This window comes from Cryobacterium aureum (assembly GCF_002954245.1).
GTDB lineage: Bacteria > Actinomycetota > Actinomycetes > Actinomycetales > Microbacteriaceae > Cryobacterium > Cryobacterium aureum.
This window is the reverse complement of record NZ_PPTG01000029.1, coordinates 24,776-42,793: the sequence shown is the minus strand read 5'-3', so window position 1 is coordinate 42,793 and position 18,018 is coordinate 24,776. Positions and strand designations below refer to the sequence as shown.

The window sequence follows — 18,018 nt, the reverse complement described above, 5'->3', positions numbered from 1 at the left end:
ATCCGGGCCACCGGGAGAGCGACCCCAGGGCTGCTCGCACATCAATACGAAGGACAACACAATGGCACCGAAGAAGAAGGTTACAGGTCTGATCAAACTTCAGATCAAGGCCGGCGCAGCCAACCCCGCACCGCCCATCGGGCCGGCACTGGGTCAGCACGGCGTGAACATCATGGAATTCTGCAAGGCCTACAACGCAGCGACCGAAGCCCAGCGCGGCAACGTCATCCCCGTTGAGATCACCGTCTACGACGACCGTTCGTTCACGTTCATCCTGAAGACCCCGCCCGCAGCGGAGCTCATCAAGAAGGCCGCCGGCGTCGCCAAGGGCAGCGGAACCCCGCACACCGTCAAGGTTGCCAACCTCACCCAGGCCCAGGTCCGCGAGATCGCCGAAGCGAAGATGGTTGACCTCAACGCCAACGACATCGACGCCGCCGCGAAGATCATCGCCGGAACCGCCCGCTCCATGGGCATCACGGTCAGCGCCTAGCACCAACAACTGCGCAAACACCCCCGCTTCGGCGCTACACGGCGCCCGTGCACCTTAGCAATTAGTGGAAGAGCCTGCCAGGTTCGCACCACACTCTGAAGTACATACAGGAGATTCAACATGGCAACCAAGTCAAAGGCGTACCGCGCCTCCGCCGCCAAAATCGGCGAAGACAACGTCTTCACCCCGGCCGAGGCCGTAGCCCTCGCCAAGGAGACCGGCTCCGCGAAGTTCAACTCCACGGTTGAGGTCGCCCTCCGCCTCGGAGTCGACCCCCGCAAGGCCGACCAGATGGTTCGTGGAACCGTCATCCTCCCGCACGGCACCGGACGCACCGCCCGCGTTATCGTCTTCGCAACCGGCCCTGCCGCCGAAGCCGCGATCGCAGCCGGCGCCGACGAGGTCGGTGGCGATGAGCTCATCGAGAAGGTAGCCGCTGGTTACACCTCGTTCGACTCCGCCGTCTCGACCCCCGAGCTCATGGGTAAGGTCGGCCGTCTCGGAAAGGTGCTCGGCCCGCGTGGCCTTATGCCCAACCCGAAGACCGGAACCGTGACGCCCGACGTCGCCAAGGCCGTGTCCGACATCAAGGGCGGAAAGATCGAATTCCGCGTCGACAAGCACTCCAACGTACACTTCGTCGTCGGCAAGGCATCCTTCTCGGCCGACCAGCTGAACGAGAACATCTCCGCCGCGCTCGAGGAGATCAACCGCCTCAAGCCGAGCTCGTCCAAGGGCCGTTACATCACCAAGGGCGTCGTCTCGACCACCTTCGGTCCTGGCATCCAGCTCGATGTCAATAGCATCTAAGGCGCGAAGCATCTAAGCACCAGCTTCATAAAGAAGGGCCCGTCCTCGGACGGGCCCTTCTTGTTTTAACCGGATGGCTGACCGCGCCCCATCTCGTTAGGCGCTACGATAACCGGCGTAGCGGCTACCGAGAATGGGCGCGTGCATCCGCTGAGAGGCTGTAGCAGCGGTCGAGTTAGCCGATGCGGATCATCTTCTTGTTGACGAATTCGTCGGCACCGAAACGGCCCAGTTCGCGCCCCGAGCCGGACCTCTTAACGCCACCGAAGGGCAGCTCGGCACCGTCGGCACCGACCAAATTGATGAAGACCATGCCGGCCTCAATGCCGTCGGCCACGCGCAGTGCCTGCTCTGGATCGGTGGTGAAGACGTAGGAACCGAGGCCGAACGGGGTGTTGTTGGCCAATGCGACTGCGGCGGCCTCGTCGGGGACGCTGAAGATCTGTGCGACCGGGCCGAAGAACTCTTCGTGGAAGGCATCGGAGCCGGGCACTACGTCAGTGAGCACGGTTCCGGCGAAGAAGTTGCCCTCAGCGGTTCCGCCCGTGACAAGGGTGGCACCCTGAGCCACAGCGCGTGCAACCTGCTCGGTGAGAGTTTCTGTGGCCTTTGCCGACGAGAGCGGTCCGAGTCCGGTACCGTCCTTGGTCGGGTCGCCCACCTCGACGGCGGCGATTGCCGCGGTGAACTTATCCAGGAAAGGCTGGTACAGATCCTCGATGACGATAAAGCGCTTAGCCGCATTGCAGGCCTGGCCATTATTGTCGAGGCGAGCAGCCACGGCGGCGTCGACGGTCTCATCCAGGTCGTCGGTGGACAACAGGATGAACGGGTCCGAGCCGCCGAGCTCGAGCACGACCTTCTTCAAGTGGCGCCCGGCGATCTCAGCAATCGCAGCTCCCGCGCGCTCCGACCCGGTGAGCGAGACACCCTGCACGCGCTTGTCGGCGATGACCGTGGCGATCTGATCATGGGAAGCGTAGAGGTTCGTGTATGCCCCCTCGTGGAAACCGGCGTCCAGCATGATCTGCGCGATCGCGGCGGCCGATTCGGGGCACTGCTCGGCGTGCTTGAGCAGGATGGTGTTGCCGATGATCAGGTTCGGTCCGGCGAAACGGGCAACTTGGTAGTACGGGAAGTTCCACGGCATGATGCCGAGCAGCACGCCGAGCGAGCTGCGACGGATGAGGGCCGAACCCTCGCCGGCGAGCAGGTTGATGGCTTCGTCTTTCAGCAGATCCGTCGCATTGTCGGCGTAAAAGGCGTAGATGTCGGCGCTGAAGTCAACCTCGCCGAGGGCCTGCTCCATGGGCTTACCCATTTCGCGCACGATGATCTCGGCGAGCTCCTGGCGGCGCTCGAGGTGCAGCTCGGCCACGCGGCGCACGAGCGCTGCGCGCTCCTCGACGCTGATGGAGCGCGACCAGGTGTGGGCGTCGTCTGCGGCGACGAGTGCGGCGGTGAGCGCGGCATCCGAGATTGTGTCGTAGGTCTTGACTGTCTCCCCGGTGGCCGGGTTGATGACTGCGTAGCTGGGCATAGGCTTTATCCTTCACTGGTCGGGCACCCAAGAAACCGGCGCCGATGCAAACTCTGGTTTGTCAAAGATATAGCAACGGATGATTAAAAACGAGGCAGGCTGTCGGGGCTGACGAGAACTCGAAACGGCAGACCGGAGCAGGCCATAAAGTTACCGGAATGCGCGGTGAGCTGACCGACCTGCACGGTCGGCTCCGTGGAGATCACGACCCGGTCAACAGCGTTGACGAGGGCGAGTGGCTGGTCGGCCGCGAGAAAGAGCGGAAGCACCATGCTCTCGAGACGGCGCACCGAGACATCCGCTCCGACCACGCCGAGCATGGGGGTGTCCGTGCCGATGCGCACCGGCATGGTCAGCGTGAAGATGTACTCGCAGGTGCAGAGGTGGTCGACGTAGGGCCCGGTGACGTGTGTCTGGTTGGTGGACTGCGGCACCTGGTACCACTCCAGCGTGCGAAAATCGCGCACGTAGTCGGTGTACGCGCGGGTCGCGAGGTCGAGGCGGGTGGCCGTGCTGCTGCTGCCGAGCAGCGAGTTGCCAGCCTGCGGTCCCAGCCACCAGGCAAAGTGGATGTCCCGGCCACGTACGTAGCCGGGCGCGGCAATGAACCCGGCACCGACGAACAACGGGCTGGCATCGTTCAGGGCGGGACGCACCAAAGCCTCGACGCGGGCGTCGAGCTCGGCGGGACGCACCTCGGTGTCCCCGTTGGAAAGTGCCTGCCGCCACCCGTCCAGCTCGGTGAAGGCACCAGCGAAGAACGCGCCCACAGCGGCGGCGCAGTTGGTGATCGCCACGTCGGGCAGCTGAGAAATCTCAGGCATCTCAGGCATCCCAGGCTCCGCCTCGTTCGATTCTGGCTTTCGCGTTCAGCAGCCATTCGGCCAGGATTCGCACCTGCTCGGTCGCGAACTGTCGGGCGGCGGCGTCGTCGTTGGTACGCACGGCGTCGGCAATGGCATGATTGCTCTCAAGCAGTGACCGGCGGGTGCGAGCATCCGTCATGCCGAGCAGCAGCAGCGGGCCGAACTCGGCCTGCAGCCGGATCAGCTCCCGCACCAGTCGGGCGGACTGGCTGAGCACGGCCAGCTCCAGGTAGAACCCGCCGGCGTTGGTGCGGGCGCCGGCGACGCTCGCGAAGTCAGCGCCGCGCAGCCACAGATCGAGGCGGTCGGAGTCGGGTTCTGAGGCGCGCAGCGCAGCCCGCTGCGCACACCCCTCGACAACGGTCGCGAAATAGACGGCCATGTCAGAGAGATCGACCTGGGCCAGGCCGTGGAGGCGGGCCTGCACCAGCGTGCTGTGCGGGGCATCCGCTTTCATCACGAAACTGCCGCCGCCGCGCCCTCGCCGAGTCTCGACCAGGCCGGCATCGCGCAGCACGGAGAGTCCCTCACGCACCGTGATCAGGGCCACGCCGAAGCGGCGCGCCAGATCGGATTCGCTCGGCAGGCGTTCGTCGGGGGCGAGAACGCCGAGAATGATGGCGTCGGTGAGTCGGGCGGTTACCTGCTCGGTGCGGCCGGCGTCGACGAGCTGCGCGAAAATCGCTTCGCGTGCGCCCGGTCGGTTGTATGCCTCCATGCGCCTAATCTACAAGCCCGGGCTCCCCCCGAGACTCATTCTCTGCCGCGTAAAGCAGCTCGCGGGTATACGAATGCTTGGGGGAGCCGAACAGATCGGCGACCGACGCGTATTCGACGATCGCACCGGTGCGCACCACGGCAACACGATGGCAGATCAGCGCCGCAACGCGCACCGAGCGCGTCACGATGATCATGGTCAGTTCGCGTTCGCGCTGCAATCTGCTCAGCAGCTCCAGAATGTCGGAACTGTCGGACGCGTTCAAGGTGTCGGTCGGGTCGTCGGCCACGAGCAGATTCGGGCTGCCGGCCAAGGCAGTGGCGATGTGCACGCGCTGCGCCAGGGTCGCCGATACGTCGCGCGGGTAAGCGGTGAAGGTGTGTTCCGGATTTTCCACACCGGCCTGGCCCAGCAGGTCCAGTGAGCGTTCGTAGGCGGCCGGTTTCGACAGACCGCCGCCGGAACGCAGCGGTGTAGCCAGCTGGGTTCCCACGGTCAGATTCGGGTCGAGGCTGTCGTGTGGCTTGCGCGGCAGGTATGCCACCTGGGCGTCGTGTAGCCGGGAGAATGATCGTGGCGGCAGCCCGACCAGTTCGACGCCGTTGAACAGAATCGACCCGGATCGGATGGTCGCCGGGGCGGGCAGCACGCCGGCGATGCACTGGGCGACCTCGAGAGCACCGGAAGACGCGTCTCCGACCAGCCCGACGACCTCGCCGCAGGTGATGGAGAGCGAGATGCCCTGCACCACACGCGGTGCATTGGAGTGTGCCGCAGCCGCGACCTGAAGCCCGCGCACATCGAGCAGTGCCGCGGAGCGAAACCAGTGTGACGGCATGGGCGCGGTCGTTTCAGCCGGCGACGCCGGAGCGACCTGATCCTGCGGCTCGGTCGGCCGCGGTTCAGCCGAGGGAATTCCCGCGCGCACGGCGCGATTGAGACGACTTATCACACTGCGAGCGTCACACATGGTCGGCTCGCATTTCAGTAGGTCGAGACGAGCGGCGACGCGTGGGACAAGCCCAACCGACTATCTCTGGTGCGTGGTACCGCAAAAAGGCCGCTTGTTCAAGCGCTTTCACGTCATAGCAATTGTACCGAAAAGTATTGCCTACAACGTACCGGTTTGTTTGTACAGGAGCGGATGCGCATCCCTCCCGCCCGCCCGCTGGCCCGGCCAAGGCTAGCGCGGCGAGTGGGCTTCGAGAAACTCGTACACCTCGGTCTGGTCAACGCCGGGAAAGGTGCCGGTGGGCAGGGCGGCGAGCAGGCTCGTCGGGGTGCGTGCGGCGGGCCAGGACTGCCCGGCCCAGCGTCCGGCGAGGTTGTCGGGAGCCCGGCGGCAGCAGGACTCATCGGGGCATTTGGAGACGGCGCGGTTTGCGGTCTCGCGGCCGCGGAACCACTTCACGTGAGCGAACGGCACCCCAACGCTCACCGAATACTGGCCCTCCTTGGCTTTTTCGATGCGGGAGGTGCACCAAAAACTGCCGGCGGGCATGTCCGTGTACTGGTACCAGGCGCTGAAGCGGTCTTCGACGTCGAATACGGTGCGGGCGGTCCAGCTGCGGCAGACCGTGGTGCCTTCGACCGCGCCGAGCGCGTCGCTCGGAAACCGCACATTGTCGTTTTCGTAGGCTTTAATGATCGTGCCGGACTCGTGCACCTTCATGAAGTGCACCGGAATGTCCAGGCGGGCGGTGGCGAGGTTGGTGAAGCGGTGCGCGGCCGTCTCGTAGGAGACCGCGAAGGCGTCCCGCAGATCTTCCATTGAGATGCGCCGAAGGGTCTTCGCCTCGGTCAGCATGCGCACGGCGTCCCGCTCCGGCAGCAGGATCGCGGCGGTGAGGTAGTTGGTTTCCACCCGTTGGCGCAGAAATTCGGCATAATTTTTCGGCTCTTCGTGCGCGCACAGGTGGCTCGCGAAGGCCTGCACGATCGGCGAGCGGGAATCCCGCGAGGCCGAATGTTCGGTCGGCAGGTAGATGCGCCCGTTGCGCTTGTCGGTGACCGACCGGGTGGAGTGCGGCAGGTCGTTCACGTAGTGCAGCGAAAATCCCAGGTGGGTGGCCATGTCGGCGACGAGCTGCTGCGACACCGGGCCACCGGAATGTCCGACCGCGGTGAGCAGCTCGAGGGCCTGTGCCTCCAGCTCTGGAAAGTAGTTGTCTTGCTGGCGCATGATTTGGCGCAGCGCGGAGTTGGCCCGGCGGGCCTCCTCCGGGGTGGCTGCTCGCTCCCGGTTGAGCCGGTCGATTTCATTGTGCAGGCTGAGGATGGTCTGCAGTGTTTCATCGCTCTGGCCTTTGCTCACCCGGATCCGGGGGAGTCCGAGCGCCTGGAACACCGGCCCGCGCTGGGCGCGTTCCACCGAGATTTCCAGGGCGGCTCGTTCGGACGGGGCATCCGTTCGCATCAGTTCTTCGACGGTGGTGCCGAGCGCCAGGGCGATCGTGCGCAGCATGGAGAGGCGCGGTTCGCGTTTGCCGTTCTCCATCATCGACACCTGCGAGGGCGCGCGGTCGATCGCTGCGGCGAGGGCGTCGAGCGTCATGCGGCGGTTGGTGCGCAGTTCCCGGATGCGACGGCCGAGCGTGAGGGCGTCCAGCTCCGGCTCATCAACGCTGAGGGAGGACAGTGCGGCGAGGGCTTCTGCGGGGACCATGGCCTCAGTGTTGCAGATTGCAAAAGTTTCCACAATCAGAAGAAGAAGGTTTCTTCTGTGCATTGATTGTGGTTTGGCCTTGCCCGAACCGGGCAGAGTAGAGGCACAGGCAAGCACCGACTGTCGAATCGAGAACGCTCACCCTCGCGTTCACCGATACGACCGAAGCAGAATCGCTCCACCATCCTCCGCCTGAGATCGGGCGAACCGTGCAGCTGCGGCTCGCCCCCTGTCGGTATCACCTACTTTCGCAAGGAGCCAGACCATGAACACCCCGAACCCGACCATCGATCAGCCGGTCACCTCCGAGACGGTGAAGACGAGCACCGGCAGCTTCGCCACGATTCGTCCGCACCTCGAGGTCACCGGGCCACTGGGCGATCGTTATGACGAGATCCTCACCCCCGACGCCCTCGAATTTCTCGCCGAACTGCACGAGCGTTTTGCCGGCACCCGGCACGACCTGCTCGCTGCCCGGCTGCAGACTCGAGTGGATGCCGCGAACGGCCGTGACCCCAGATTTCTGAGCGAAACCGCGAGCATCCGTCTCGATCCCACCTGGAGCGTTGCGGGAGCCGGACCCGGCCTGGAAGACCGCAGAGTGGAGATCACCGGCCCGACCGACCGCAAGATGGCCATCAACGCACTGAACTCCAGCGCCAAGGTCTGGCTCGCCGACCAGGAAGACGCCACGAGCCCCACCTGGACCAACGTGATCGAGGGCCAGCTGACCCTGTTCGACCAGGTGCGCGGCCAGCTCAGCTTCACGAGCCCCGACGGTAAGAAATACGAGATCACGAACGAGTCGACGCCGACCATCGTGATGCGTCCGCGCGGCTGGCACCTCGTTGACAAGCACGTCACCTTCATCGATCGCGCCAACCGCCGCATGAAGTCCTCCGGCAGCCTCATCGACTTCGGCCTGTACTTCTTTCACAACGCGAAGAAGCTCATTGAGAACGGCACCGGCCCGTACTTCTACCTGGCCAAGCTGGAGAGCCACAAAGAAGCACGCCTGTGGAACGACATCTTCACCTACGCCGAAGAACGCCTGGGTATCGAGTACGGCACTATTCGCGCCACGGTGCTGATCGAGACGATCCAGGCCGGCTTCGAGATGGAAGAAATCCTCTACGAACTGCGCGATCACTGCGCTGGCCTCAACGCCGGACGCTGGGACTACATCTTTAGCATCATCAAGACGTTCCGTGCCCGCGGCAGCCGTTTTGTCTTTCCCGACCGCAAGCAGATCACCATGACGGTGCCGTTCATGCGGGCATACACCGAACTGCTCGTGGCCACCTGCCACCGTCGTGGGGCCTTCGCCATCGGCGGCATGAGCGCCTTCATTCCGAACCGTCGCGACCCGGCCGTCACCGAGCAGGCTCTCTCCCAGGTCGCCGCGGACAAGAAGCGTGAGGCCACCGACGGATTCGATGGTTCCTGGGTTGCGCACCCCGACCTGATCCCGACCGCGCAGGCCGAGTTCGACAAGGTGCTCGGCGACCGCCCGAACCAGCTCGAGCGCACCCGCCCCGAGGTGAGCGTGACCGCCGCCCAGCTGCTCGATGTTGCTTCGGTGGGCGGATCGATCACCGAGGCCGGTGTGCGCGGCAACGTGCTCATCTCGCTCCGCTACATCGAGTCCTGGCTGCGCGGCGTCGGCGCTGCGGCAATCGACAACCTGATGGAAGACGCCGCTACCGCGGAAATCTCCCGCTCGCAGCTCTGGCAGTGGATCCACGAGAACTCGGTTACTGCCGAGGGCCGCCGGATCGACTCCGACTGGGTTGAAGAGGTGCTTGACGAGGTCGTGGACGGCCTCGAGCGCACGCCCACCGACCGCTTCGATGACGCCCTCACGGTGCTGCGCACCTCGGCTCTCGAGCCGGAGTTCCCGACCTTCCTCACGGTTGGTGCGTATGCTCGTTTCTTCTAAATAGTTTTTGCAGCTAGCGCTCTGCGTTCGCGAAAGCGGGTAAATGGTTGTCTGGCCCCGGCATCATCACAGGGGCGGCGACTGTTTGCCCGTTTTTGCGTGGCCGCGGTCGAGCGGGGCGGGTGCTCACCCGGTCGGGTTTTTTACCAGCTCGTAGGCAGCCAGCGCGGCTCGGCGGGACTCGCCGAGGTCGACGAGCGGCCCTGGATAGGCATCCGTGCCGTATTCGGGCACGTTCGCCCGGATGTACTGCTGGTGCGGGTCGAACTTGGCTGCCTGCAGGTCGGGATTGAAGATACGAAAATACGGTGCCGCATCCGCCCCTGAGCCAGCGACCCATTGCCAGCCGAACGGGTTGCTAGCCGCATCAGCGTCGACCAGTGTGTCCCAGAACCAGCGTTCGCCCTCCCGCCAATCGACCAACATATTCTTGATCAGGAATGATGCCGTCACCATGCGTACCCGATTGTGCATACTTCCGGTGCGCCACAGCTCGCGCATGCCAGCGTCGACCAGGGCCAAGCCGGTGCGACCCTGCTGCCAGGCCGCCAGGGCATCCTGATCGAGGGGTGGCCACGGGAAAGCGTCGAAGGCGGGCCGTAGGTTCTTGGTTGCGAGGTCCGGCGCGTGAAAAAGCACGTGGTAGGCGAATTCCCGCCATCCGACTTCCGTCAGAAACCGGGTCGCGCTGGCCAACGCGCTTCCGCTGAGGCCGCGTTGGGCCTTGTGGGTGGCCGCCCATACCTGGTGCGGGCTGATCTCGCCCCAGCGCAGGTGCGGAGACAGCCGAGAGGTCGCGTTCTGAGCCGGTTCGTCGCGTTCGGCGGCGTAGCGGGGGAGCGACTCGGCGAGAAAGGTGTCGAGCAGGGCGTGAGCGGATGCCTCACCCGGCGCCCACGCGGCGCGCAGCCCGCCGGCCCAGTCGGGGCTGGACGGTTCGAGTCCCCAATCGTCGAGGTCGTCTGAGTCGAGGATGTCCGCGGTGGGGTCACCCACCCAGCCGGGAATAGCGGTCGGTGCCGGATAGGGCGCGCGTGGGGGCGCACCCGCCGTGCAGGCCCGCCAGAACGGGGTAAAGACGGAATAGGAGCCGCCCTGCCCGGTCTGAATCGTCCACGGTTCGAACAGAAGTGAACCGCCGAAGCTGTGGGCGTCGACTCCACTGGCACGCAGATGGTTCTTGATCTCGGTGTCGATCGTACGTTCGGCCAATCCGTAGCGACGGTTCCAGAACACGGCGGAGGCATCCGTTTCGTGCACCAACCGGGCGATGATCGGGCCGGCCGCACCGCGGCGCAGAATAAGCCGGCCACCGAGGGTGGCGATTGAGTCGGCGAGGGATCGCAGGCTCTGATGCAGCCACCAGCGGGCTGCGCCGCCGAGTGGCCGTACGCCCTCGGATTGCTGGTCGAGCAGGTAGAGCGCCACGATCGGCTGCCTCTGCTCGATCGCCGCGTGCAGGGCTGGATGGTCGGCAACCCGAAGATCGTCGCGAAACCACACGATAACGGGCCCAGCCTGGTCGGTTCTGTGATCTGAAGTCATGTGGTCTCCTCGTGAAACTCCATTCTGGACCATGCCACGGACCAGACCAATTCGGAGGTAGAACGGTCTGTCCAGTCTGCTGGTGAGCAGACTCGTCAGCCGAGCTGTGCATCGTTTTTTAGTTGTCTTCCTCTCGATCTACCGTCGAATTCACCCATTCTTGTGTGCATATCAACCAATTCGGTACCAAACGGACTCTTATTCGAAACCCCATTCTGGGGGTTAACGGCGGACAGACAAATCTGTCTGTCCCACATAGTGTGTAAACCATTGGCCACTGAGCCGATCTCCCGAAAGGTCCTCTTTATGAACAAGCTTCTCGTTAGCGCCATAGCCGGCGCCGCCGGACTAACCCTGCTGCTCGGGGGTGCCGGAACGTTCGCGCTCTGGAATTCGAGCGCCTCGATTGCCGGCGGAACTATCGCGGCCGGCACCTTGACGGTTGCCGACAGCGCGACCGCCGGTGTCTGGAAGAGCGGCGCGACCGTGATTACGCTCAGCAACTACCGCATCGTGCCCGGTGACGTCCTCACCTACACGAAAACGGTGGACATCGTGGCAAGCGGCGACAACCTGGTTGCGACCGCGGTTCTCGACCCGGCCACAGTCGTGCCGACGAACGCTGCAGCTCCGATCGACGTGAAGCTCGCCGGCTACATCACCAAGTCGGCAACCCTGTCGATCACCGGCGCCGGCATTACCGGTACCAGTCCGAACCTCACGATCACGCCGACCGCGACCGGTGGCGCCGCACGCACGGCCACGGTGATCGTCACGCTGACCTTCCCCAAGACCGCGACGGCAGGAGCCGAGAACGACGCCAAGCTCGGGTCGGTCAACCTCGGAGCCCTCGCCGTGACCCTGACGCAGACCGCCTAGTTCTTCACCATTCCTGCGCCGTCCCTGGTGTACCCATCACCCGACGATGGGCACCCCGGGCGGTGCGATTCTCCGTCCGGCTCCTCCGTTCGATCAGAAAGCGCGGTGATATGAAGACAACCCGTGGTCGCCACAGCGCATCGCCCGCCGAGCGTCGCCACCACCGTGCAGTGCCGACCCTGCGGCTACGCGCGCGGACTCTGATATTGGCCGCAGCATCCACTCTTCTGGCCGTCGTTCTGGCCACGACCGCGGTCGGCGGCACCTACGCCCTCCTGAACTCGAGCGCTGCTACCCCCTCGGCCACGATGTCTTCAGGAACGGCAACGATGACGGTCTCGGCCCTCACACTTCCCGCCGCCGCGCTGTACCCGGGACTGGTGATTGCCGCCCCGGTCACCGTCACGAACACCGGTGACGTGCCACTCACCGTGACCCGCTCCTCGCTCCTCGCGCCGACGACTGCCTCGACCCTCTCCAACTCGCTCACCATTGGCCTTGCCGTCGTCGCCAACGCAGCCGGGTGCACGAGCGCCGTGTCCCCCAGCTCAAGTGCGACGTTTGCCAATGCGCCGTCGACGGCCGTGGGCCTGACGCTCGCCAAAGCCCAGTCCGGAACGCTGTGTGTGCTGGTCGCGCTGCCCGCGGACGCCCCGAGCCTGAGCCAATCGTCGTCTGCGGCCAATTTTGGCGTCGTTCTCACCGGAGTTCAGGCCTAAACCATGACCCGTTCACACCGCCAGGCTGGCGCTCGACCTGGCTGGCAGCGCCACAGCGCGGCCCTGCTCGGCACGGTGCTGTTTCTCGTGCTCGCGGTCTCCGGCGCCGCCCATTCCGACTGGACCACCGCGGCGTCCACGGCGACGGGATCCGTGACTTCGGGCAAGGTCAGCATCACGCAATCCAACTACGACCAGCTGAAATTCGAATACAAGACGGGCACCTCCACCACGACTAAGCCCATCACGCTCACCAATGGATCTGTGCCGTCCACGTACACGCTGACGTTCGGTGCTGTGTCGTCGCCCGCGGCGCTGGCCGGTGCGGTCAGTGTGACAACCTGGCCGGTCGCCGCCGCCGCCAATTGCACCGCGAGCACGACGCTGCCCGGAAACCAGACCGTCTTCACCTGGGCGAGCGCAACGCCGCTGACCGGGTCTCTCGCCGCGAGTGGGTCCGTCGTGCTCTGTGTGCGCACGTCGATGTCGTCCGCGTCAATGTCGACCTACGCCGGTGGCCAGGTCGCGGCTCGACTCGATCTGATTGCCGTCGTCGGTACCAACTGGAAGGCCCAGGCCGCCTCGGTCACCGTGACGCAGACTGTGCCCGATGTCTCCGCGCCGACCGCGCCGACCAATCTGACCGCCACAGCGACAACGGATGCCGCCGCCACACTCACTTGGACGGCTGCCAGCGACAACGTCGGCGTCGCCGCTTACCGCCTCTATCGCGACGGGGTGCGGGTCGGTGCGGACATCACTGGCAGGACCTATACCGATACTGGACTCAACGTCGGCACGACCTACGTCTACACCGTCGGTGCCGCCGATGCGGCCGGCAACTTGTCGGCCCAGTCGACGCCGGCATCCGTTACGACGAGTCCGACACCGTCACCGACCAGCTGGTACCGGGTGAAGAGCGGAACGTTGTGCGTCACCGGATCGACACGGACCAACGGTGCGGTGACGGTGGAGGCTTGCGACGAGACCAAGGCGACCCAGCTGTGGAAGTACGAGGACTCGTCGAACGGCGCCTTCATCAGCTCGAGGGACATGCCCGGACTGGTCTGGCAGCGCCCGACCTCGGGGCTCGATACGGTCGTAGTGGCAGCGCGCGACCCGCAAGAAGCCGGCCAGCAGTGGAGCGGTGACCTGGTGGGCAACGGCGTCTATCGATTCACCATCGGGCCAAACAAGAACAAACCGGACTGCGCGTACGCACCGGCCAACACCGCCGGAACGGCGCTGAAAGTCCAACCATGCATTGCGGCAGCCTCCCAGCAATTCACCCTGACGGCGGCGAACGGATGAGTCCCGCGTCGACGCCTCCGACGAGCGCATCGCGGGGGATCATTCACGCTCTCGGCGTGGCCATCAGCGCGGCGCTGCTCCTGTTCGTGCTCGTGCTGTTCGCCGTGCTGGTCGTCGTGCCCAAGATCACGGGCGCAACGCCGTTGACGGTGCTGACCAGCTCGATGGAGCCACACCTGCCGCCCGGCACCCTGATCGTGGTCGGCCCGGTCAACACCGACGACCTCGTGATCGGTGATGTCGCGACCTATCAGGTGCACTCGGGCGAGCCGGCGGTGATCACCCACCGCATCATCGCGATCACTTCCTCCACGGACGGTACCCGGAGTTTTCAGTTGCAGGGAGACAACAACAGTGTTCCCGATCCCGACCTCGTGCGCTCGGCCCAGATTCAGGGACGGCTCTGGTATTCCGTGCCGCTGATCGGTTACGCCAACAACTTCATCGACGGGGCGAGTAGGGCGGTAATCATACCGGGCGTGGCAATGGCACTTTTAGGCTATTCCGCCCTGATGCTCGTAGGCGGCATCCGTGCAGCACGGCGGCGTCCAGCCGGCCTCCATCGCCACTCATCGGTCTGATCGATGTGTACCCCCGAAAGTCGGTGTTTCCTCATGCAGCCACTTCGCAGCAGGCTCCCCGGCGTGCGGCTCCGGCTGGCGGTCAGCGGATGCCTGCCCGCTACGCGACGCGCAGCACGATCTTGCCGCGGGTGTGACCCTCTTCGATCAGCCGATGTGCTGCAGCGCCGTCCGCGAGTTCGAACACCGCGTCGACGTGCACGCGCACGGTAGCCGCGTCGAGCAGCTTCGAGATCTCGTCGAGGGCGCGGGCGTCGGGGGACACCTTGAAACCGGTCGCACGGCGACCGACGGCTGCGGCATCCGCTGCCATCGTGGGCCAGCTGCCGGTCGGCGCATTCACGAGCAGGCCGCCCGGGCGGAGCGCAGCGAGGGAGCGGGTGCCGGTGTCGTCGTGCACGTTTCCGATGAGGTCGATGACCGAGTCGAGGTCACGGGCCACGTCTTCGAAGCGCGTGGTCGTGTAGTCGATGACCTCGTCGGCGCCGAGCTCACGCAGAAAGTCGAGGTTGCGGGTGGATCCCGTGGCGATCACGTGGGCGCCCAGAACGCGGGCGAACTGCACCGCGAAGTGACCGACGCCGCCGCTGGCGGCGTGCACGAGCATCCGCTGCCCGGGGGCGGCCCCGGCGAGCTTGACCATTCCCCAGGCGGTGAGCGCGGCGACGGGAACGGCGGCGGCCTCGGCGTGGCTGAGCCGGGTCGGTTTGCGGGCGACGCTCATGCTGGAGACCGAGACGTACTCGGCGAAACTGCCGCCGGTGCGCGGAACCCGGCCCATGCCGTAGACGGCGTCCCCGGGCTGCAGCGGTGAGGCCTCGAATGCGGCGCGCACGACCACGCCGCTGAAGTCGTTGCCGAGAATGGCCGGGTAGCTTTCGATCGCGGCCGCGACCCCGTTGCCGGAGCGCGTCTTGGCGTCAATGGGGTTGAGTCCGGCGGCAACGACCTTCACGAGAACCTCGTCGGAGATCTGGCGTGGAAGTGGCCTCTGGGTCAGGTGCAAGACGTCGGGGTCGCCGGTCTCGTCAATGACGAGGGCGCGCATGGTCGGCGGCAGTTGGAAGTCAGGAGCCATACCCTCATTGTGGCCCACGCCACCCCTGCATTGCGGACGGGGCCCGGGCCCGGAACGCGGGCCCAGTTTATAACCTGGGCCCAGGGACGGGGCCCGGGCCCCGTCCGGAAAAAAGAGGGCGGCTAGCGGCGGGCCTGCTGGTCGAGGTTGTCGATCAGGGCATTGGCGAGGCCCACCAGAATCGCGATCTGGTCTTCGTCCCGCTCGATCCAGCGACATTCGGGCACGGCCGCCACCGGAATGAAATCGAGGTGCTCTTCCCAGACCAGCAGGGTGCGATCGGCCCCGAGCACATATTGCTGCCACCACACCTGCCGCAAATAGCTGCGTGGAATGCTGCGCCACGGCTTGCTCGTGGTCTTGATCTCGGCCAAGTGCAGATCGCCATTGGCCACCACGCCGACCCCGTCGGGTGTGGCCAGATGCCGCGGATGCGAAAGCGACCGAAACAGGTTCGTGCTCGGCTCAATGCCGTAATTCTCCAGCACCCACGCGGCGATAACCGGTTCCCGGGCCCGTCCATGGTCGGTGTAGCTATTGCCGGAGAAGCTCGTACCGTGCATCTTGTCGTGCGCGGCGTTCAGAATTGATTTGGGGGTCGACAGCTTGGCGACATCCGTTGCGGTGATGCCCTGGTTGCGCGCTCGCATCCAGGCCACCCGGTCGTTCGAGTCGGCGACGATGCGCAGCGTGTGTGGTGCCGGTGCCGGCAGCACAGCGAATACAGCGGGGTGCTCCGAAGGCTGGTCCAGGTCGAAGAGAGACAGCGTGGAATTTGGCACTCCTCTATTGTGTGCCCGCGCGCACGGTCGGCGCGCCACCGCCACGGGCACTGAGAGCCGAAGTCACGCATCCGCTTGCCGTGAGAATCGTTATCGCGACGAGATCTGGGGGTCGCTAGCCTGAGACGACGGCAACCAATCGGGGGAACAGATGGCGCACAACCCAGTTCGATTCGCGCTCGCCGGGGCGGCCACGCTGGCCCTGCTGCTCAGTGGATGCGCCGGCCTGCCCGGGTACCCCGCAGCTACCGACACTCCGGTGGCGCAGCTCGTGGCCGGCGTCGACTGCCAGGCACCCAACCTCGGCAATGACTGGATGGTGTATCCGGAAGGCGTTCCCGCCCAGACCGATCTGACCGCCACGCACCCCGACGCCCCGGAGCCAGGCATGGTGCCCGCCGACTTCGAACCCGTCGCAGCGTTCCGCTGTACCCTCTTCGGCAGCCTCGACAACGACCAGGGCCGCTGGTCGGCCGTGACCGTCGAGACCCTGGAAGGCGACTTCGGCCCGCTGCTGTCGGCGCTCGCCGAACCCAACGACCAGGCCGGGCTCAATCAGGCCTGCACCGCCGACATGGAACTGGTGCCCGAACTCTGGCTCGAGAACGCCGCCGGTGACGCGATGCGAGCCGCCTGGCCACGCACCGCCTGCGGCAAGACCAAGCCAGCCGCGCACGCCGCCCTCGACACCCTGCACGGCACCGACACGACGAAGCTGCCGCTCGTGCTGCAGGTGCCGCTCGAGGCGCTCGATGCCGGCTGCGCCATGAGCACGGGCACCCCCGAGCAGTCGCTGCTGTTCGGCACGACCGGTCTGCAGACCTACTCCGGTGAGGTCGGCGAGGACCTGCAGCCGATTCCCGTGCCCCCGGCAGAGATTCCCTCCTACGACGGCATCGATGGTGCCAGCGTCTGCGTCTACACGGTTGACCCGGTGCCCGATCCCGACCTCAGTGAACTGAAAGACATCGAGGGCATGGAGTTCAACGACGAGATGCTCGGTTCAGTGCTGACCCTCGGGTCCGGTACCTTCGAGCGCGCAACCACCCTGCCAGCGGATGCCGCGGCGCTGCTTCCGGCCGCAGCATCCGCTCTGCAGGTGCCCGCGTGTACGGCCGACCTCACCCGATTTGCCGTGCTCTGGCCCGAACGGGCCGGAACCCGGCTCGACACCCCGATCCAGGTTGAGCTTGACGGCTGCCAGCGACTCTTCGTTCCGGCCAGCGAGGCACGCGTGCCCGCGCCGGCCTTGCTGGCCGCCCTGATCGGCTAAGGAGGGCCACAGGCATCTGACGGCGCACTCATAGGGCGTTCATAGGCAACTGCCGGATACTCCTCAGAATGAGCACACGTGAGAGCACCCACACCGGCCATGGCCCGCGCCTGACCAAGGCCGACGGCAGCGCTATCCGGGTTCTGGTCGTTGACGACGAACCTACCCTCACCGATCTGCTGTCAATGGCCCTGCGTTACGAAGGCTGGGAGGTGCGCACCGCAGGCGAAGGCCGCCAGGCACTCACCATCGCCCGCGAATTCCGCCCCGACGCCATCGTGCTCGACATCATGCTGCCCGACATCGACGGCCTGCAGGTATTGCAGCGGGTGCGCGCCGACGGCTACGAGACGCCCGTGCTCTTTCTCACGGCCAAGGACTCGCTCGATGATCGCATTGCCGGCCTCACCGCCGGCGGCGACGACTACGTCACCAAGCCGTTCAGCCTCGAGGAGGTCGTCGCCCGACTGCGCGGGCTCATTCGTCGCTCTACCCTCGCCGTGGCCGACTCGACCGACCCGCGCATCACCGTGGGAGATCTCACCCTCGACGAAGACAGCTACGAGGTCTTCCGCGACGGAACGGCCATCGAACTGACCGCCACCGAGTTCGAACTGCTGCGCTTTCTCATGCGCAACCCGCGTCGGGTGCTGAGCAAGGCGCAGATTCTCGACCGGGTCTGGAGCTACGACTTCGGCGGCAAGTCGAGCGTCGTCGAGATCTACATTTCCTACCTGCGCAAGAAGATCGATGCCGGCCGCGAGCCGATGATTCACACGGTGCGCGGCGCCGGCTACATGCTGAAAACTGCCTGATGGC

17 protein-coding genes are annotated in these 18,018 nt (G+C 65.5%); 9 read left to right on the top strand and 8 right to left on the bottom strand.

Annotation, left to right across the window (positions count from 1 at the left end):
• Positions 1-61 precede the first annotated feature (61 nt).
• Both rplK and rplA read left to right on the top strand, forming a co-directional pair.
• Positions 62-493, top strand: coding sequence for a 50S ribosomal protein L11 (rplK, locus tag CJ028_RS11320; RefSeq protein ID WP_092106326.1), 432 nt, complete (start codon positions 62-64; stop codon positions 491-493).
• 120 nt (positions 494-613) lie between these two features.
• Positions 614-1,303, top strand: a complete 690-nt coding sequence (gene rplA / locus CJ028_RS11315; RefSeq protein ID WP_092106323.1) for a 50S ribosomal protein L1 — start codon at positions 614-616, stop codon at positions 1,301-1,303.
• 175 nt (positions 1,304-1,478) lie between these two features.
• Here the strand turns inward: rplA and CJ028_RS11310 are convergent, their stop codons facing one another.
• From CJ028_RS11310 to CJ028_RS11290, 5 genes are all read right to left on the bottom strand, one after another.
• Positions 1,479-2,843 carry an NAD-dependent succinate-semialdehyde dehydrogenase gene (locus CJ028_RS11310; protein ID WP_105035354.1) on the bottom strand — a complete coding sequence of 455 codons (1,365 nt, stop codon included), beginning with the start codon at positions 2,841-2,843 and terminating at the stop codon, positions 1,479-1,481.
• Positions 2,844-2,926: 83 nt separating this feature from the next.
• On the bottom strand, positions 2,927-3,667 hold the full coding sequence (locus CJ028_RS11305; protein ID WP_105035353.1) for a cache domain-containing protein: 741 nt from the start codon (positions 3,665-3,667) through the stop codon (positions 2,927-2,929).
• Position 3,668: 1 nt separating this feature from the next.
• On the bottom strand, positions 3,669-4,427 hold the full coding sequence (locus CJ028_RS11300) for a FadR/GntR family transcriptional regulator (RefSeq protein ID WP_105035352.1): 759 nt from the start codon (positions 4,425-4,427) through the stop codon (positions 3,669-3,671).
• Between the two features lie 4 nt (positions 4,428-4,431).
• Positions 4,432-5,379: an ATP-binding cassette domain-containing protein gene (locus tag CJ028_RS11295; protein WP_161498962.1), complete on the bottom strand. Its 948-nt coding sequence runs from the start codon at positions 5,377-5,379 to the stop codon at positions 4,432-4,434.
• A 231-nt stretch (positions 5,380-5,610) separates the two neighbouring features.
• Positions 5,611-7,092 (bottom strand): helix-turn-helix transcriptional regulator, encoded by a 1,482-nt coding sequence (locus tag CJ028_RS11290; protein ID WP_105035350.1) that lies wholly within the window; start codon positions 7,090-7,092, stop codon positions 5,611-5,613.
• A 265-nt stretch (positions 7,093-7,357) separates the two neighbouring features.
• Between CJ028_RS11290 and aceB the strand changes: the two genes are divergently transcribed.
• On the top strand, positions 7,358-9,031 hold the full coding sequence (gene aceB, locus CJ028_RS11285; protein WP_105035349.1) for a malate synthase A: 1,674 nt from the start codon (positions 7,358-7,360) through the stop codon (positions 9,029-9,031).
• A gap of 126 nt (positions 9,032-9,157) precedes the next feature.
• Here aceB and CJ028_RS11280 read toward each other — a convergent pair whose 3' ends face one another.
• Positions 9,158-10,576, bottom strand: a complete 1,419-nt coding sequence (locus CJ028_RS11280; protein ID WP_105035348.1) for a cryptochrome/photolyase family protein — start codon at positions 10,574-10,576, stop codon at positions 9,158-9,160.
• Positions 10,577-10,882: 306 nt separating this feature from the next.
• Here CJ028_RS11280 and CJ028_RS11275 point away from each other — a divergent pair, with 306 nt between their 5' ends.
• The 4 genes from CJ028_RS11275 to CJ028_RS11260 all read left to right on the top strand — a co-directional run bounded on the left by CJ028_RS11275 (position 10,883) and on the right by CJ028_RS11260 (position 14,066).
• Complete coding sequence (locus CJ028_RS11275; protein WP_105035347.1) at positions 10,883-11,455, top strand: alternate-type signal peptide domain-containing protein; 573 nt, start codon at positions 10,883-10,885, stop codon at positions 11,453-11,455.
• Between the two features lie 110 nt (positions 11,456-11,565).
• Positions 11,566-12,174, top strand: a complete 609-nt coding sequence (locus tag CJ028_RS11270; protein ID WP_105035346.1) for a hypothetical protein — start codon at positions 11,566-11,568, stop codon at positions 12,172-12,174.
• A 3-nt stretch (positions 12,175-12,177) separates the two neighbouring features.
• On the top strand, positions 12,178-13,485 hold the full coding sequence (locus tag CJ028_RS11265) for an RICIN domain-containing protein (RefSeq protein WP_105035345.1): 1,308 nt from the start codon (positions 12,178-12,180) through the stop codon (positions 13,483-13,485).
• A 56-nt stretch (positions 13,486-13,541) separates the two neighbouring features.
• The gene (locus tag CJ028_RS11260) at positions 13,542-14,066 is read left to right on the top strand and encodes a signal peptidase I (protein ID WP_240607214.1); all 525 of its coding nucleotides are present in this window, start codon (positions 13,542-13,544) and stop codon (positions 14,064-14,066) included.
• 100 nt (positions 14,067-14,166) lie between these two features.
• Here the strand turns inward: CJ028_RS11260 and CJ028_RS11255 are convergent, their stop codons facing one another.
• Together CJ028_RS11255 and CJ028_RS11250 are read right to left on the bottom strand one after the other, a co-directional pair.
• Positions 14,167-15,144, bottom strand: coding sequence for an NADP-dependent oxidoreductase (locus CJ028_RS11255; RefSeq protein WP_240607213.1), 978 nt, complete (start codon positions 15,142-15,144; stop codon positions 14,167-14,169).
• Positions 15,145-15,266: 122 nt separating this feature from the next.
• A complete protein-coding gene (locus CJ028_RS11250; protein WP_105035642.1) occupies positions 15,267-15,794 on the bottom strand; it encodes a YqaJ viral recombinase family protein in 528 nt (175 codons plus the stop codon).
• Positions 15,795-16,077: 283 nt separating this feature from the next.
• Between CJ028_RS11250 and CJ028_RS11245 the strand changes: the two genes are divergently transcribed.
• On the top strand, positions 16,078-17,199 hold the full coding sequence (locus CJ028_RS11245; RefSeq protein ID WP_105035343.1) for a hypothetical protein: 1,122 nt from the start codon (positions 16,078-16,080) through the stop codon (positions 17,197-17,199).
• A gap of 68 nt (positions 17,200-17,267) precedes the next feature.
• The gene (locus CJ028_RS11240) at positions 17,268-18,014 is read left to right on the top strand and encodes a response regulator transcription factor (RefSeq protein ID WP_105035342.1); all 747 of its coding nucleotides are present in this window, start codon (positions 17,268-17,270) and stop codon (positions 18,012-18,014) included.
• The last annotated feature ends 4 nt before the right edge of the window (positions 18,015-18,018 follow it).

Bases quoted from the DNA above. Each gene is read 5' to 3' on its own strand.
- rplK (WP_092106326.1), top strand. From the start codon at position 62: ATGGCACCGAAGAAGAAGGTTACAGGTCTGATCAAACTTCAGATCAAG.
- rplA (WP_092106323.1), top strand. From the start codon at position 614: ATGGCAACCAAGTCAAAGGCGTACCGCGCCTCCGCCGCCAAAATCGGC.
- CJ028_RS11310 (WP_105035354.1), bottom strand. From the start codon at position 2,843: ATGCCCAGCTACGCAGTCATCAACCCGGCCACCGGGGAGACAGTCAAG.
- CJ028_RS11305 (WP_105035353.1), bottom strand. From the start codon at position 3,667: ATGCCTGAGATTTCTCAGCTGCCCGACGTGGCGATCACCAACTGCGCC.
- CJ028_RS11300 (WP_105035352.1), bottom strand. From the start codon at position 4,427: ATGGAGGCATACAACCGACCGGGCGCACGCGAAGCGATTTTCGCGCAG.
- CJ028_RS11290 (WP_105035350.1), bottom strand. From the start codon at position 7,092: ATGGTCCCCGCAGAAGCCCTCGCCGCACTGTCCTCCCTCAGCGTTGAT.
- aceB (WP_105035349.1), top strand. From the start codon at position 7,358: ATGAACACCCCGAACCCGACCATCGATCAGCCGGTCACCTCCGAGACG.
- CJ028_RS11280 (WP_105035348.1), bottom strand. From the start codon at position 10,576: ATGACTTCAGATCACAGAACCGACCAGGCTGGGCCCGTTATCGTGTGG.
- CJ028_RS11275 (WP_105035347.1), top strand. From the start codon at position 10,883: ATGAACAAGCTTCTCGTTAGCGCCATAGCCGGCGCCGCCGGACTAACC.
- CJ028_RS11270 (WP_105035346.1), top strand. From the start codon at position 11,566: ATGAAGACAACCCGTGGTCGCCACAGCGCATCGCCCGCCGAGCGTCGC.
- CJ028_RS11265 (WP_105035345.1), top strand. From the start codon at position 12,178: ATGACCCGTTCACACCGCCAGGCTGGCGCTCGACCTGGCTGGCAGCGC.
- CJ028_RS11255 (WP_240607213.1), bottom strand. From the start codon at position 15,144: ATGGCTCCTGACTTCCAACTGCCGCCGACCATGCGCGCCCTCGTCATT.
- CJ028_RS11250 (WP_105035642.1), bottom strand. From the start codon at position 15,794: ATGCGAGCGCGCAACCAGGGCATCACCGCAACGGATGTCGCCAAGCTG.
- CJ028_RS11245 (WP_105035343.1), top strand. From the start codon at position 16,078: ATGGCGCACAACCCAGTTCGATTCGCGCTCGCCGGGGCGGCCACGCTG.
- CJ028_RS11240 (WP_105035342.1), top strand. From the start codon at position 17,268: ATGAGCACACGTGAGAGCACCCACACCGGCCATGGCCCGCGCCTGACC.